Here is a 15490-nt window from a genome sequence, read left to right as displayed (position 1 = left end):
GCACGGGGATATCCTGGAGGGCTCCCGCGCGATGCGGGCGCCTCGTCCGGCCCCATCAAGGAGGAAGCCATGTCCACGGAGATCGTCTACACGAAGTCCGCCGCCTTCCTCGTCGCCGGACGCCCCGTCCGTCAGGGATGACACCGAGGATCTGATCCCGCGCGGAAGCTTCCCGCGCACCTCTTCGTTCTCCCTCGACGGGTCACCGCGACCCTGATCGTCCGCGCCACGCCGCGCTCCTCGCCGCCTCGGCATCCGCTCCTCACCTGTGCAGGATCATGACCTCCTCGACGCATCCCCGTCTGTCCACCGCCCGCTCCCTCGCCCGCCTGATCCCGTTCGCGAAGCCCGTGCTCCCGCGTCTCGGGCTCGGTGCCCTCAGCGCGCTCATCGCGAGCCTGCTGGGCCTGTCCATCCCGCTCGTCCTCGAGCAGATCGTCGGCACGAACGGTCCCATCGCCTCGGGCAACCCGTGGCTGATCGCCCTCGGCGGCGGCGCCGTGCTGCTGCTCGGCCTGCTCGAAGCGCTCATGGTCTGGGCGCGCCGCTGGTTCGTGCTCTCTCCCGCCACCGCCGTCGAGTACGAGCTGCGCACCGACTTCTACGGACGGTTGCAGCGCCTGCCCGTCGCCTTCCACGACCGGTGGCAGTCGGGCCAGCTGCTCAGCCGCATGATGCAGGACATCGGCCTCATCCGCCGGTGGATGGCGTTCGGCGTCGTCCTGCTGGTCGTGAACATGATCACGATCGTCGTCGGCTCGGCGATCCTGTTCAGCTGGCACTGGCTGCTCGGCACGATCTTCGTCATCGTCTCCGCACCGCTGTGGATCGCGGGCTTCGTGTTCGAGAACCGTTACGGCATGCTGTCACGGCAGAGCCAGGACCAGGCCGGTGACCTGGCGACCGCCGTCGAGGAGTCGGTGCACGGCATCCGCGTCCTCAAGGCCTTCGGGCGCGGCAGCCATGCCCTGCGCAAGTTCACCCGCCAGGCCGAGACGCTGCGCGAGACCGAGATCAGCAAGGCCAAGGCCGTCGGCTGGATCTGGTTCTGGCTCGTGCTGCTGCCCGACATCGCCTTCGCGCTGTGCCTCGGCGCGGGCATCTACCTCGTCTCGGTCGGCGAGATCGACACCGCCGCGCTCATCGCCTTCTTCGCGATGGCGACGATCCTCCGCTGGCCCGTCGAGTCGATCGGGTTCCTGTTCTCGTTCCTCGTCGACGCACGCACCGCGACGGACCGCATCTTCGAAGTGTTCGACGAGCAGAACACGATCGTCGACCCCGAGAACCCGGTCTCGATCGCGGAGCCCCGCGGCGAGCTGGTCTTCGAGGGGGCGCGGTTCCGGTATCAGGATGCCGCGGCCACCGAGCGCGACCTGCTCGACGGCATCGACCTGTCGCTGCGACCCGGCGAGACCATGGCTCTCGTCGGTCTGACGGGGTCGGGCAAGACGACGCTCACGACCCTGCCCGGGCGCCTTTACGATGTCACCGGCGGTCGCGTGCTGATCGACGGCGTCGACGTCCGCGACCTGCCGTTGACCGAGCTGCGCCGTCACGTCGGCATGGCTTTCGAGGACGCGACGCTGTTCTCGCAGACCGTGCGTGAGAACGTCCTGCTCGGGCGCGAGGACCTCGACCCGCAGAGCGCCGAGGGGGAGCGCGTCATGCGCGAGGCCCTTCAGGTCGCGCAGGCCGCGTTCGTCGACGACCTGCCCGACGGCGTCGACACCGTCATCGGCGAAGAGGGGCTCAGCCTCTCGGGCGGTCAGCGTCAGCGCCTCGCGCTCGCGCGCGCCGTCGCGGCGCGTCCCGCCGTCCTCGTCCTCGACGACCCGCTGTCGGCGCTCGACGTCGACACCGAGGCGCTCGTCGAGGACGCCCTCCGTGTGGTCCTGGCCGAGACGACGGCGCTCGTCGTCGCGCACCGGCCCTCCACCGTCACACTCGCCGACCGCGTCGCGCTCCTCGAAGAGGGACGCATCACCGCCGTCGGCACGCACTCCGAGCTCCTGCGCACCAGCGAGCACTACCGGCACGTCATCTCGAGTCTCGAGGACGAGCAGGAACGTCAGCAGAAGAGGGAGGTGTCCCTGTGAGCACCGTCACGGGCACCAGCGGCGAAGACCGCTCCGATTACACCCGCGAAGAGAGCCGGCAGATCCGGCGTCGCTCGCTGCGACTCCTCGGGTCGCTCGTCACGCCGCTGAAGATGCAGCTCGTCCTCGCGGGGATCGTGCTGGTCATCTCGACCGTCCTCCGCGTCGCCGGTCCCGCCCTCGTCGGCTGGGGCATCGCGAACGCGCTCCCGGCCGTCCAGAAGGAAGCCGACTGGATGCCGACGATCGTCGTCGTCATCATCTTCCTGATCTCCGCGATCGGCGGCGCCGCGCTCATCGGCTGGTACGCCGTCGTCGTGGCGCGCCTGACCCAGGCGGTCATGCTGGACCTCCGCAAGCGGATCTTCCTGCACACGCAGAAGCTCAGCCTCGAGTTCCACGAGTCGTACACGTCGGGCCGCATCATCTCGCGACAGACGAGCGACCTCGACACGATCCGCGAGCTGCTCGACGGCGGTCTGAACGAGCTCGTCTCGGGCCTGCTGTACGGCGGGTTCACTCTCGTCGCGCTGATCCTGCTCGACTGGCAGTCCGGTCTCGTCCTCGCAGCCATGGGCGTCCCGCTGTTCTTCCTCATGCGCTGGTTCTACCTGCGCTCGCAGGTCGTCTACCGCGAGTCCCGCGTCGTGAGCGCCAAGGTGATCGTCAAGTTCGTCGAGACGATGACCGGTGTCCGCGCCGTCAAGGCGTTCCGCAAGGAGCCGGCGAACGACCGCGAGTTCGGCGGTCTGGCGAGCGACTACCGCGACATCAACATGCGCTCGATCCGCCTGTTCGGCACGTTCGAGCCCGCGATGATGGCCCTGGCATCCTTCGCCCTCGCGGCAGTGCTGCTCTGGGGTGGTCTGCGCGTGGTGAGCGGGGCTCTCGAGCTCGGTTTCCTGCTGTCGGCCGTCCTGTACGTGCGGAACTTCTTCGCACCCATGCAGGAGGTGGCGTTCTTCCTGAACTCCTACCAGTCGGCGACGGCGGCGCTCGAGAAGGTGTCGGGCGTCCTCGAAGAGGACCCGACCGTTCCCGACCCGACCGATCCGGTCGAGCTGCGCGAGGCGCGCGGGCACCTCAGCTTCGACGACGTGACCTTCGGGTACTCCGAGTCGAAGACGATCCTGCCGGACTTCCGCCTCGACATCCCCGCGGGGCAGACGATCGCCCTCGTGGGGACGACGGGTGCCGGAAAGTCGACGCTCGCCAAGCTCGTGGCGCGTTTCTACGACCCCACCCGCGGTGCGGTGACGCTCGACGGCGTCGATCTGAGAGATCTCCACCCGAAGGATCTCCGCCGCGCGATCGTCATGGTGACGCAGGAGGCGTACCTGTTCAGTGGGACCGTGGCCGACAACATCGCGCTCGGAAAGCCGGACGCGACGATGGACGAGATCCGTGCGGCGGCGCGTGCCGTCGGTGCGGAAGCGTTCATCGAGAAGCTGCCGGACGGCTACGACACGGACGTCAACAAGCGCGGTGGCCGCGTGTCGGCGGGGCAGCGCCAGCTGATCTCGTTCGCCCGCGCGTTCCTCGCCGACCCGGCGGTTCTCATCCTCGACGAGGCCACGGCGTCGCTCGACATCCCGAGCGAACGGCAGATCCAGGACGCCCTCGGCACCCTGCTCGCCGACCGCACGGCGATCATCATCGCGCACCGCCTCTCGACGGTCGCGATCGCCGACCGCGTGCTCGTCATGGAGCACGGGCGCATGATCGAGGACGACGTTCCCGCGGCACTGATCGCCGGCACGGGCAAGTTCGCCCAGCTGCATCGCGCCTGGCGGGAATCTCTCGTCTGAGTCGCCCTGGAGTGGCAGACGGATGCCGGGGCCCGACGTCGGGGCCCCGGCATCCGTCGTTCGCGGCGGGCGTGTGTGCCGGGTGCAGGTTCAGTGGGCTCTCACCGTGCCTCAGAGCACTGTCGGAGCCCATTTCACCTGCACTCGGCACGGCAGGCATACCCGCCGAGGACCCGGCAGGTTCGGATCCTGCGGGTCAGACCGCGCCGGCGCGGTGGACGGCAGCGCCGAGCGGGTGAGCGGGGGTGATCTCCGCCAGCGCGAGGGCGCCGTCGATGCCGACGCCTCGCGGCGCGACGATGCGGAGCCCGGAGCCGTCATCGAGCTCATCGACGAAGGCGGCATGAAGTGTCTGCGACGAGAACACGCCGCCGATCGCGCACACGTCGAACGTCGCTTCGTCGGTGCGTACGCGGCCGACGGCGGTTCTCGCACTGTGCGCGAGCTCGTGTGCCGCCCGGCGGGCGATGTCCCGAGCGACCTGATCGCCGGCATCCGCTGCCGCGGCGACCTCGCGGGCGAGGGAAGCCACCACCCGCACTCGGTCGTGATCGGCCTGCAGTGCCATGTACGCCTGCGTCAGATCCGGCCACCGCGAGACGGCGGCGTCCGTCAGAGCCGTGGCGGGACCTCGTCCGTCGTAGGCGCGCATGACGGCGTCGAGAGCCTCGCGGCCGATCCAGTAGCCGCTGCCGGCGTCGCCCATGATCCAGCCCCAGCCGTCGACCCGCGCGGTGTCGGATTCGCCGACGGCGAGAGTGACGACACCGGTGCCGGCGGCGACGACTGCTCCATGCCGATCGCCGAGGGCGCCGAGGAACGACGTCGTCGAGTCGTGCGCGAGCATCGTGGCGCGGACGCCGTCGCCCTGGATGAGAGCGAGCAGAGCATCGGCATCGGCATCGCGATCGGTCAGCCCCGAGATGCCGGCGGTCACGACATCGAGCTCGGCGCCCGTTCGTGCGAGCGTGTCCTTCACCACCTGGGCGAGCTGTGGAAGCAGCGGGGTCCCGGTGTGGATCCCGTGGAACGCCAGGTCTTCCCGGCGCTGCCCATCGCTCACCCGCACCTTGATGTCGCTCTGACCCGCATCGATGGCCAACACTCGGCGCGCGTTCATCGTTCTCCTCCGCTGGCGGTGCCCGTCAGGCCCGGTACTGCTCGCGCAGGAAGGTTCCTGCCTGCGTGCCCTAAGGACAGTAGTCGTCGGTGGGCGAGTCGGCTCACCCGCTCACCAGCTGGTTCGCGGAACGCAGCACGCGCGGGTCCGAGAGCGCGTCGGCGTCGAGAGCGGCGTCGCCGTCATGACGCACGACGACGCGTCGAGTCTCCCCGGGGAGCAGGGTGAAGAGCCCGTCGTCGGGCTGCGCCGACGGGTGCACCTTGTCGGCGAGCAGACTCACGTCGCGGGCGAAGCCCTCAGCCGTGATGCTGACTTCCGTGCCGCCTTCGACGGCCTGTGCCGTGACCGACAGTCCCGCCTCTCCGAGGGTCGAGTCGCGCGGTTCGGCGAAGTACCAGACTCCGCGGGCCTCGCCGGCATCGAGCACGAGTGCTTCGTCGGCGGCATCCGTCGCCGTCGCGAACGCGTCGCCGATCGACACCGTCAGTGTGCCCCGCGGCGTGAGCGTCACCTCGGTTGTCGCGCCGGCGAGCTCGTGGCCCGCGAACGACACCCGGCGCGTGCGGAGTGCGACGCTCCAGGTCTCATCGGTGTCGTTGCTCAGGACCGCCGCCAGCCCGCCGTCACGCGGCTGCACCGTGACGACGCGCGGCGCGAAGGCGTTCTTGAGCGCGTGGTAGAGGGGCTTCACCCGCTCGGCTCCGTCGATCGCGGCCCACGAGGTGACCGGCCAGCAGTCGTTGAGCTGCCACACGACCGCACCCATCGTGTGCGGCGCGTGCGAACGGAAGTGATTGACCGCCGCGCCGACGGCGAGTGCTTGGTTGAGCTGCATCGCCCAGTGCCAGGTCTCCATGTCCGCCGGCACCCGGAAATGGGGAAGCAGCCCGTTCGTGAGTTTCACGTTGCCGTCGGTCGCCTTCTGGTGGACGATCATGCCCGGCGACTCCGGCGTCAGTGGGGCATCGACGACCGATTCGACGAGCGTCGTCCACGCCGGCGGTGCCTGCCACCCGAACTCGGCGACGAAACGCGGCGTGTGGTCGCGATAGGTGGTCCAGTCGCGCCTGTTCCACTGCTCCCACAGGTGCATGCTGCCGTGCTGCTCGTCGTTCGGGTGCGGTCCCGTCTGGCGAGCGGATGCCGCATCCCACCCGGTCTCCGGGCTGAACGGGCTGCCGGGGGCGTACGGCACATGAGGCGCGAGTTCGGAGATGATCGCGGGGAACAGCTCGTAGTAGTACGTCGCGCCCCACGTCTTGCCGTCGAGGCTCAGCTTCCAGCCCCAGTCCTCGAAGCCCCACAGATTCTCGTTGTTGCCCACGAGCTGGGCGAGCGAGGCGTGCGACGCGAGCCGCGCGACGTTCTCGCGGGCTTCGGCTTCGATCTCGGAGCGGAGGGGCTCCTCTTCGGGGTACGCCGCGCAGGCGAACAGGAAGTCCTGCCAGACGAGGAGCCCCTTCTCATCCGCGAGGTCGTAGAAATCGTCGGACTCGTACAGGCCGCCGCCCCAGACCCGGATCAGGTTGATGTTCGCATCGACCGCCTGCTGCAGGCGACGCGCGTAGCGCTCGCGGTCGACCCGCACGGGGAGGGCGTCGTCGGGGATCCAGTTGACGCCCTTCACGAAGATCGGACGGTCGTTGACGACGAGCGTGTACGGGGTGCCCGCGGCATCCGGCTCGATGTCCCACTGGACGGTCCGGAAACCGATCCGACGGGAGGTCGCGTCGATCACCGCGTCGTCCGCGACGAGCGCGATGTCCACCGTGTAGAGCGGCTGCGCGCCGTGGCCGACCGGCCACCAGCGTTCGACCGAGGCGAGGTCCACCTCGACGCGGCCGTCGCGCTCGCCGAGTGTCGACTCGGCGGTCGCGGTGCCGTCGATGCCGGGTCCTCTCACACTCAGGCGGGCGGTGAGGGGGCGGCCACCGGCATCCGCTCGTTCGAGGACGACGTCGACCGCGACGCGCCCCCCGTCGCCGTCGGGCGTCGCCACGACCCGCGTCTCGGCGAGGCGGGCCGCCGACCACGACTCGAGACGCACCGGCTTCCAGATGCCGCTCGTGTAGGTCGCGATGCCCCAGTCCCACCCGAAGCTGCACGCAGACTTGCGGATCGCCTCGTAGGGGAGCGGGTAGGGGCGGGGACGCGCTCCGAGGTCGAGGCTCGCCTGGTTCGCGTACGGCACCGGCGCGCGGAACGCGACCTCCAGCTCGTTGTCGCCGTCGCGGAGGAGAGCGGCGACGTCGTAGCGGTAGGAGCGGTGCTGGTTCGCGACCTCGCCGACGACCTCGCCGTTGAGGCGGATCGTCGCGACGGTGTCGAGGCCGTCGAAGACGAGGTCGTGACGGTCGCTCCCGTCGGGCGTCCACGCGAAGGCGGTCCGGTACGTCCAGTCGACGAGACCGATCCAGGCCAGGAGCGACTCGTTGTCGCCGTGGAACGGGTCGGGGATGAATCCTCCCGCGAGCAGGTCGACGTGGATGCTGCCCGGCACCGTGGCGGGGACGGTGAGACCTTCGAGTGCCACGGGCGCAGGTCCCGCTGCGGCGCGGACGGTCCATCCGTCGTGGAGGGGGCGGCGGGAGAGGTGGGTCACTTGACAGCTCCTGAGGTGAGGCCCTGATAGATCCATCGTTGCAGCACCAGGAAGGCGACCAGGGTGGGGATGATCACGACGAGCGTGCCGGCCGCGATCACCTCCCACTGTGCGCCGAACGGGCCTTTGAATCGGAAGAGGGACGTGGAGATCATGCCCTCGGAGGGCAGGTAGAGGAAGGGGGCGTAGAACTCGTTGTAGACCGCGATGCCCTTGATGATGACCACCGTCGCGATTGCAGGCCGCAGGAGCGGCAGAATCACTCGCCAGTAGATGGTCCACCGGTTGGCGCCGTCGATCATCGCCGCTTCGTCGAGCGAGACGGGGATCGACTGCATGAACTGGATGAAGAGATAGATCGCGATGATGTCGGTGCCCATGAAGAGCAGGATCAGCGCGGCTTTCGTGTCGTAGAGCCCGAGCCCGTTGACGAGCTGGAACGTCGCGACCTGACTGGTCACGCCCGGGATGAGCGTGGCGAGCAGGAACAGGCCCATGACGAGCTTCTTGCCGCGGAAGGCGAACCGGTCGAGCGCATACGCGGCCATCGTCCCGAGGGCGATCGTGCCGACGAGGGACACCGCGAGCACGATCGTCGTGTTGACGAAGCCCTCGAGCATCTTGCCGCTCGTGAACGCTGTCACGAAGTTGTCGAAGTTGAGCCAGTTCGTGGGCGGGTCGAAGGGGCCGGTCGCCGCGTACTCGCTCGAGCTCTTCATCGAGGCGAACAGCAGCACAGACAGCGGCAGCAGCGTCACGATCGCGGCGATCACGAGGCTCGTGTACTTCGCCGCGGTCGCGCTCATGCCGCCCAGTCGCTGCAGCGGAGTCCGCCCGGAACGGCGCCGGGGGAGGGGTGTCGGCTTCGTGGGCGGCATCAGGGTGGCGGTCATGTCAGATCCACCTTCTCGTCGGGGAACACGCGTCGCTGGATCCAGGTCACGACCAGGACGATGGTCAGGAGGACGACGGCCATGGCCGACGCCAGACCCACCTGGCGGAAGGAGAACGCGGTCTGCAGGGTCTGGATGACGAACGTCGATGAGCCGTTGGCGCCGCCGGTCATGATGAAGGGCACCTCGAAGACCGAGAGGCTCCCGGCGATGGCGAGGATGAAGGACAGTCCGATGATGCGACGGATGCCGGGGGCGATGATCGACCAGAACTGCTGCCACTTGTTCGCGCCGTCGAGTTCGGCGGCTTCGTAGAGCTCGCGCGGGATCGACTGGATCGCGCCCAGGAACAGGACGAAGTTCAGGCCGGTGTACCGCCAGACCGAGGTGCCGGCGAGCGACCAGTTGACGACGTCGGGGTCGCCGAGCCACTGCGGCGGATCGGCGAGACCGAACCACCCGAGCACCGTGTCGAGCGTTCCGCCGGGTTGGAAGAGATAGAGGAAGACGAAGCCGATCGCGACGCCGTTGATCAGGTACGGGAAGAAGAGGATGCCGCGGAAGAGGCTCGAGAACCGCGTCGAGAAGCTGAGGATCACCGCGAAGTAGAGCGCGATCGCCATCTGCGCGAAGGATGCGGCGAAGTAGTACAGGCTCACGCCGAAGACGCTGAAGATGCGCGGATCGGTGAACACCCGCACGTAGTTGTCGAGTCCGACGAAATTCTTCGTGAGGTCGATGCCGTCCCAGTCGGTGACGGAGAAGTAGAAGAGGTTGACCGCGGGCCAGTAGGTGAACAGGAGCAGCAGTCCGACCGCGCCGGACAGGAACAGCCACGGGGTGAGTCGTTGCACGATCCCGCGTCCCGCCCCGCGCGACCCTGCGCCGGGTGCGCCGGCCGCGCGGCGGGAACCGCGCAGCCGGCGCGCCCGGGCGGGCGCGGACAGGACCGCAGGGGCATCCGCGGGAGCGGAGCCGGGAGTTGCGATCGCCATCGTGATGACCTCAGCCGAGCTTCTCGGCCGATGCGCCCCAGCGCTTGTTCAGGTCGGCGAAGTAGCTGTCCTTGTCGCCGTCGGCGGCGCCGCGGGCGATGTCGACGAGCTTCTGGCGGTAGAGCGGGCCGTAGAGGTCGATCTGCGAGTCGTCGGCGATCGCGTTGATCAGACCCTCCTTGCCGGCGGGGGCGGGGTTGATCTCCATGAGCTCGACTCCCGAGTCCTCGAACCCGGCGAGGTTGGCGGGCAGCGGCTTGTCGATGACGGGGGAGATCATGCCCTGAGCCTCGGTGTAGCCGGACTCGGCGGCGACCCACTGGATCCACGCCCACGCGGCGGCCTTCGACTTCGAGTGCTTGCTCACGGCGAGGTTGTAGTCGCCGCCGATCACGGCGTACTGCGTGCCGTCGACGTTGGCCGGGAAGGCCATATAGCCGATGTCATCGACGGATCCGCCGTTGGCCTCGGCCGCGGCCTGCATCTGCGAGATGGCCCACGAGCCGAGAGGCATCGTCGCGATCTTGCCGGTGCCGAGGTCGACCTTCGACTGCTCCCAGTTGGTCGTGAGCGGATCCTTCTCCGTGAGTCCGGCCGCGACCGTGTCATAGAGGAAGGAATCGACCGCGTAGGCGTCGGTGCCTTCCGTCCACGGTGCCGCATTCTCGGCCATCGTGATGGGAGCGTCGGGGTCGTGCGTGATCGAGCCGAGGTTGCCGAACGCCTGCGTCAGCGGCCAGCCGTCTTTGTAGTTGGTGTACATCGGCACGGCGTCCGTTTTGTCCTTGACCTTCTGCAGCGTCTCGAGCCAGCCGGCCTCGTCGGTCGGCAGTTCGGTGATGCCCGCCTCGTCGAAGACCTTCTTGTTGTAGACGATGCCGTTCGCGTTGCCGCCGAAGGCGATGCCGTACTGGGTGCCGTCGAAGCTCGCCGCCGGAAGGAAGCGGTACGTGTCCGTGAAAGACGACGTCTTACCGAGCGGTTCCAGGAACTGCTCGAACTGGTCGGGCTTGATGGCGGGGATGCCGATGACGTCGCCGTAGTTGGTGGTCGACATGCGGGTGAGCATCTCGCCGGCGTAGTCGGTGATCCCCTCGAAGGTCACGGTGACGTCGGGATACTCCTTCGTGAACTCCTTGGCGTACTTCTCGAAAGTGCCGTCTTCGACGAGATCGGTGCGCCAGGTGACGACCTTGATGTCGCCGGCCACCTTTCCGTCGATGGTGTTGTCGGCGGCATTCTGCGTGCCTCCGCCGGCGCAGCCGGCGAGCGCGATGCCGACGACGGTGAGCGTCGCGGCTGCGACGCCGATCCGTGTGCGTGCCATGTGTGCGTCTCCTGTCAGGTTCGTCTTCGAAACCACTCGGGTGCGGGTCGGCAACGTCGCCGACGCGGCTCACGTTAGCCTCGCGAAACGGCGCTCACAAGGGCCGAATGTCAGCGCTGTCTAAGTGTGTCCCGCAACCCTGCGAACGTCTCGATTTCAGTCTGAACGGGTTTTTCTCTTGTATGTGAGCGACTCTGTTGTCGGTCAATGTCGCATAAATGTCCATCGTCGTCATTTGCGCACCGGCTGCTATGGTCGACCCCAGGGAGGACCGATGACGGTGCAACAGCGGGCCACGCTCGAAGACGTCGCGCGGCTGGCCGGCGTGAGTTCGAAGACCGTGTCGCGCGTGTTCGCCCAGCGCGAGCTCGTCGCGCCTCAGACAGTGGATCGTGTGCTGTCAGCGGCGAAGCGGCTCCGCTTCCGACCCAACAGCCTCGCTCAAGGGCTCCGCCGCGGCGGCAGCCGTACCGTCGGATTCATCATCGGTGAGCTGAGCAATCCGTTCTACTACAAGGTCGCCGCGGGCATCGAGAAGGAGCTCTCCGCCCACGGCTTCAGCCTCGTCGTCGCGACGACCGACGACACGGAAGAGGGCGAGGGAAGGGTCGCCGACGCGCTGTTGGCGCAGCGGGTCGGCGCTCTCCTGCTCATCCCCGTCGGCGATGACCAGTCCTACCTCGAGGGTGAACGCCAGCTCGGCACTCCGATCATCGCGATCGACCGCCCGGCGCGGAACCTCGCCGCCGACTCGATCGTCCTCGACAACCGCGTCGCGGTCCTCGAGGCGACGCGGCGGCTCACGGCGCTCGGGCACCGTCGCATCGCGTACGTCTGCAACCCGGCATCCGTCTGGACCCAGTCCGAGCGACTCGCCGGCTACCGCCAGGCGATGTCAGAAGCCGGCATGGACTCCGCACCGTGGGAGATGCTGGGCGACGATCTGACGATCCCGCCGCGGGAGCTGGTGCAACGCCTTTGGCAGCAGGATGCCGCCCCCACGGCAATCATCGCCGGGAACAACCGCGTGACGATCGGCGCTCTGCGCGCCCTGCAGGCGCGAGACGATCAGCAGACCGCGCTCATCGGGTTCGACGACTTCGACACCGGGGACGTCCTCGGCGTCTCGGTCATCTCCTACGACCCGCTCGAGCTCGGACGGCGTGCGGCGACGCTCGCAATCGAGCGGATCGGAGACCCGTCGGGCTTCGTCCGGCAGATCGTGCTGCCGACGTGGATCATCGAGCGCGGAACGGGCGAGCGTCCGCCGGTGGACTGAGTCGCCTCAGACCCGCGCGGCGAGGAACTCGGCCTGCCGCATCCACTGGTGCGCCTGGCCGCCCTCGTGCTCGTTGAAGGGGAAGACCTCGATCTCCTTGTCGGCGCCGGCCCACGCATTGAACGCGGCGAACACGGTCGACGGCGGGCAGATCGGGTCGAGGAGGGCGACGGAGAAGAGGGACGCCGCCTGTGCCCTGGCAGCGAAGCTCACCCCGTCGAAGTACGACAGGGTCTCGAACACCCGCTCCTCGGCGCCGCGGTGGACGGCGAGGTACCGGGCGATCTCGTCGTAGGGGTCGCGCCCGGTCATCCCGACGGCGCGTTCGAAGTGGCAGAGGAACGGCACATCGGGCATCGCCGCGACGAGCCCGTCGCTGAGCGCGGCTGCCGCGATCGCGATCCCGCCGCCCTGGCTGGCACCGCAGACGGCGACGCGTGCGGCATCCACCTCGTGCAGGGTTCGCACCGCGTCGACCGCGCGCACCGCGTCGGTGAAGACGCGGCGGTAGTAGTACGTCTCGGGGTCGTCGATGCCGCGGGTCATGAAGCCGGGGAAGGCCGGCCCCGATCCGTGCGGATCGGGCGTCGCGCCGCCCGCGCCCCAGGCGCTGCCCTGGCCGCGGGTGTCCATGAAGAAGTGGGCGTATCCGGATGCCGCCCACCCGAGGCGCTCGACGGGGAGCCCTCGGCCACCGCCGTAGCCGTTGAACTCGACGACGGCGGGAAGCGTGCCCTCGCGGTCGGCGGGAAGCAGCAGCCACCCCTTGACCGGGTCGCCTGCGAACCCGGGGAAGGTGACGTCGAACGCATCGATGCCCCGGAGGGGTGTCTCCACCGGGGTGACGACGGGGGAGCCGCCGGCCTGGCGGGCACCCGTGATCGTGCTCGACCAGAAGTCGTCGAAGTCGGCGGGGATGCGCACCTCCGGTCGATAGTCGCGGAGGTCGGGCAGGGCGAGATCGAAGCGCGGCACGGCCTCACCCTAGCGTTCGGCGGGCCGGCGTCGGAGATATCTCGACATCGAGAGAAACCGGGGTCGTGCGATACGCTGAGGAGCATCCGCGACGCCCTTTTCTTGGAGACGACACGTGCCTGATTCCACCATCATTTACACCTACACCGACGAGGCTCCGGCGCTGGCGACGGCGTCCTTCCTGCCGATCGTCGAAGCGTTCGCCGGAAAGGCCGGAGTCCACATCGACACCCGCGACATCTCGCTCGCGGGCCGCATCCTCGCCCTCTTCCCGCAGAACCTCACGCCCGAGCAGCAGGTGGGCGACGCGCTCGCCGAGCTCGGCGGCCTGGCGACGTTGCCCGAGGCCAACATCATCAAGCTGCCGAACATCTCGGCATCCATCCCGCAGCTGAAGGCCGCCATCGCCGAGCTGAAGGCAGCCGGCTACGACATCCCTGATTACCCGGACGAGCCGAAGGACGACGCGGAGAAGGACGTCCGCGCCCGCTACGACCGCGTCAAGGGGTCTGCCGTCAACCCGGTGCTCCGCGAGGGCAACAGCGACCGTCGCGCGCCGCTGTCGGTGAAGAACTACGCCCGCAAGCACCCGCACCGCAACAAGCCGTTCGCCGACGGCAGCAAGACCCGCGTGGCGACCCTCGGCCACGACGATTTCAAGTCCAACGAGACCTCGACCGTCCTCGCGAGCGACGACGTCCTGTCGATCCGCTTCACGGCGGAGGACGGCACCGCCACCGAGCTGAAGTCCGGGCTGAAGGTCCTCGCCGGTGAAGTCGTCGACGCGACGTTCCTCTCGGCGAAGGCCCTCGACGCCTTCCTCACCGACACGATCGCGCAGGCTGCGGCCGAGGACGTGCTCTACTCGGTGCACCTCAAGGCCACGATGATGAAGGTCAGCGACCCGATCATCTTCGGTCACGTCGTTCGCGCGTTCTTCGCTGACGTCTTCTCGCGCTTCGGCGACAAGCTCGTTGCCGCGGGCCTCACCCCCAACGACGGTCTCGGCGCGATCCTCGCGGGCCTCGGCCACGTCGAGGGCGGCGACGAGATCCGCTCCGCGTTCGACGCAGCCATCGCGAACGGCCCGCGCCTGTCGTACACGAACTCCGACAAGGGCATCACGAACCTGCACGTCCCCTCCGACGTGATCGTGGATGCCTCGATGCCCGCCCTCATCCGCAACGGCGGCAAGCTGTGGGGCGTCGACGGCGGCGAGGACGACACGATCGCCGTCATCCCCGACTCGTCCTACGCCGGGGTCTACCAGGCGACGATCGACGACGTGATCGCGAACGGCCCGCTCAACCCGGCCACGATCGGCTCCGTCCCCAACGTCGGTCTCATGGCGCAGGCCGCCGAGGAGTACGGCTCGCACGACAAGACGTTCGAGATCGCCGCTGCCGGCACCGTCGACGTTGTGAACGCCGCCGGCGAGGTGCTCCTCTCCCACACGGTGCAGCAGGGTGACATCTGGCGTGCGACGCAGACCAAGGACGTCGCCATCCGCGACTGGGTGAAGCTCGCCGTCACGCGTGCCCGCGCCACCGGCGTTCCCGCCGTGTTCTGGCTCGACGAGAGCCGCGCGCACGACGCGAACCTCATCGCGAAGGTGAAGACCTACCTCGCCGACCACGACACCGAGGGACTCACGATCGAGATCCTCGCTCCCGCCGAGGCGACCCGGTACTCGCTCGAGCGCATCCGCCGCGGTGAAGACACCATCTCGGTCACCGGCAACGTCCTCCGCGACTACCTGACCGACCTGTTCCCGATCCTCGAGGTCGGCACGAGCGCCAAGATGCTCTCGATCGTCCCGCTGCTCGCCGGCGGCGGACTGTTCGAGACCGGCGCGGGCGGCTCGGCCCCGAAGCACGTGCAGCAGCTGGTCGAGGAGAACTACCTCCGCTGGGACTCGCTCGGCGAGTTCTTCGCCCTGGCGGCGTCGTTCGAGCACCTCGGCGACTACACGGGCAACGCGCACGCGAAGGTCCTCGCCGACACGCTCGACGCCGCCACCGGCACGTTCCTCGAAGAGGACAAGTCGCCCGGTCGCGCACTCGGCACGATCGACAACCGCGGCAGCCACTTCTACCTCGCGACCTACTGGGCGCAGGAGCTGGCCCGCCAGACCGTCGACGCCGAGCTGGCTGCCGCCTTCGCTCCCATCGCCGAGGCGCTCGTCGCGAACGAGGAGAAGATCGTCGCCGAGCTGGTCGCCGTGCAGGGCTCACCCGCCGAGATCGGCGGTTACTACCGTCCCGACCCCGCGCTGGTCGAGAAGGTCATGCGCCCGTCCGCGACGCTGAACGGCATCATCGACGGACTCTGATCCGCACAGACGGATGCCCCGGCCGCAACAGCGGGCCGGGGCATCCGTTCGTTCGGG

Annotated in this window: 10 protein-coding genes; 4 read left to right on the top strand and 6 right to left on the bottom strand. The window is 68.6% G+C overall.

All coding sequences use genetic code 11. The annotated features are described in order from the left end of the window. Positions 1 to 278: 278 nt before the first annotated feature. A complete protein-coding gene (locus ABQ271_RS11790; protein ID WP_349308943.1) occupies positions 279 to 2099 on the top strand; it encodes an ABC transporter ATP-binding protein in 1821 nt (606 codons plus the stop codon). After that, positions 2096 to 3907, top strand: coding sequence for an ABC transporter ATP-binding protein (locus ABQ271_RS11785; RefSeq protein WP_349308942.1), 1812 nt, complete (start codon positions 2096 to 2098; stop codon positions 3905 to 3907). Before ABQ271_RS11790 ends, ABQ271_RS11785 begins: the two co-directional genes overlap by 4 nt. 196 nt (positions 3908 to 4103) lie before the next feature. Here the strand turns inward: ABQ271_RS11785 and ABQ271_RS11780 are convergent, their stop codons facing one another. The 5 genes from ABQ271_RS11780 to ABQ271_RS11760 form a co-directional block, all read right to left on the bottom strand. Further along, on the bottom strand, positions 4104 to 5027 hold the full coding sequence (locus ABQ271_RS11780) for a BadF/BadG/BcrA/BcrD ATPase family protein (RefSeq protein ID WP_349308941.1): 924 nt from the start codon (positions 5025 to 5027) through the stop codon (positions 4104 to 4106). Positions 5028 to 5130: 103 nt separating this feature from the next. Further along, positions 5131 to 7632 carry a glycosyl hydrolase 2 galactose-binding domain-containing protein gene (locus ABQ271_RS11775; RefSeq protein WP_349308940.1) on the bottom strand — a complete coding sequence of 834 codons (2502 nt, stop codon included), beginning with the start codon at positions 7630 to 7632 and terminating at the stop codon, positions 5131 to 5133. Continuing rightward, positions 7629 to 8525, bottom strand: a complete 897-nt coding sequence (locus ABQ271_RS11770) for a carbohydrate ABC transporter permease (RefSeq protein WP_036313039.1) — start codon at positions 8523 to 8525, stop codon at positions 7629 to 7631. Before ABQ271_RS11770 ends, ABQ271_RS11775 begins: the two co-directional genes overlap by 4 nt. Continuing rightward, positions 8522 to 9520: a sugar ABC transporter permease gene (locus tag ABQ271_RS11765; protein WP_349308939.1), complete on the bottom strand. Its 999-nt coding sequence runs from the start codon at positions 9518 to 9520 to the stop codon at positions 8522 to 8524. Before ABQ271_RS11765 ends, ABQ271_RS11770 begins: the two co-directional genes overlap by 4 nt. Before the next feature lie 10 nt (positions 9521 to 9530). Beyond that, positions 9531 to 10847: an ABC transporter substrate-binding protein gene (locus ABQ271_RS11760; RefSeq protein ID WP_349308938.1), complete on the bottom strand. Its 1317-nt coding sequence runs from the start codon at positions 10845 to 10847 to the stop codon at positions 9531 to 9533. 274 nt (positions 10848 to 11121) lie between these two features. Here ABQ271_RS11760 and ABQ271_RS11755 point away from each other — a divergent pair, with 274 nt between their 5' ends. Beyond that, the gene (locus ABQ271_RS11755) at positions 11122 to 12126 is read left to right on the top strand and encodes a LacI family DNA-binding transcriptional regulator (RefSeq protein WP_060915632.1); all 1005 of its coding nucleotides are present in this window, start codon (positions 11122 to 11124) and stop codon (positions 12124 to 12126) included. A 6-nt stretch (positions 12127 to 12132) separates the two neighbouring features. Here the strand turns inward: ABQ271_RS11755 and ABQ271_RS11750 are convergent, their stop codons facing one another. Next, complete coding sequence (locus ABQ271_RS11750) at positions 12133 to 13101, bottom strand: acetylxylan esterase (protein ID WP_349308937.1); 969 nt, start codon at positions 13099 to 13101, stop codon at positions 12133 to 12135. Between the two features lie 115 nt (positions 13102 to 13216). Here ABQ271_RS11750 and ABQ271_RS11745 point away from each other — a divergent pair, with 115 nt between their 5' ends. Continuing rightward, positions 13217 to 15433 carry an NADP-dependent isocitrate dehydrogenase gene (locus ABQ271_RS11745; RefSeq protein ID WP_349308936.1) on the top strand — a complete coding sequence of 739 codons (2217 nt, stop codon included), beginning with the start codon at positions 13217 to 13219 and terminating at the stop codon, positions 15431 to 15433. The last annotated feature ends 57 nt before the right edge of the window (positions 15434 to 15490 follow it).

This window comes from Microbacterium sp. MM2322, from assembly GCF_964186585.1.
Lineage (GTDB): Bacteria > Actinomycetota > Actinomycetes > Actinomycetales > Microbacteriaceae > Microbacterium.
Note: the sequence above shows the minus strand (reverse complement) of the source record. Positions and strands in the feature narration are given on the sequence as shown.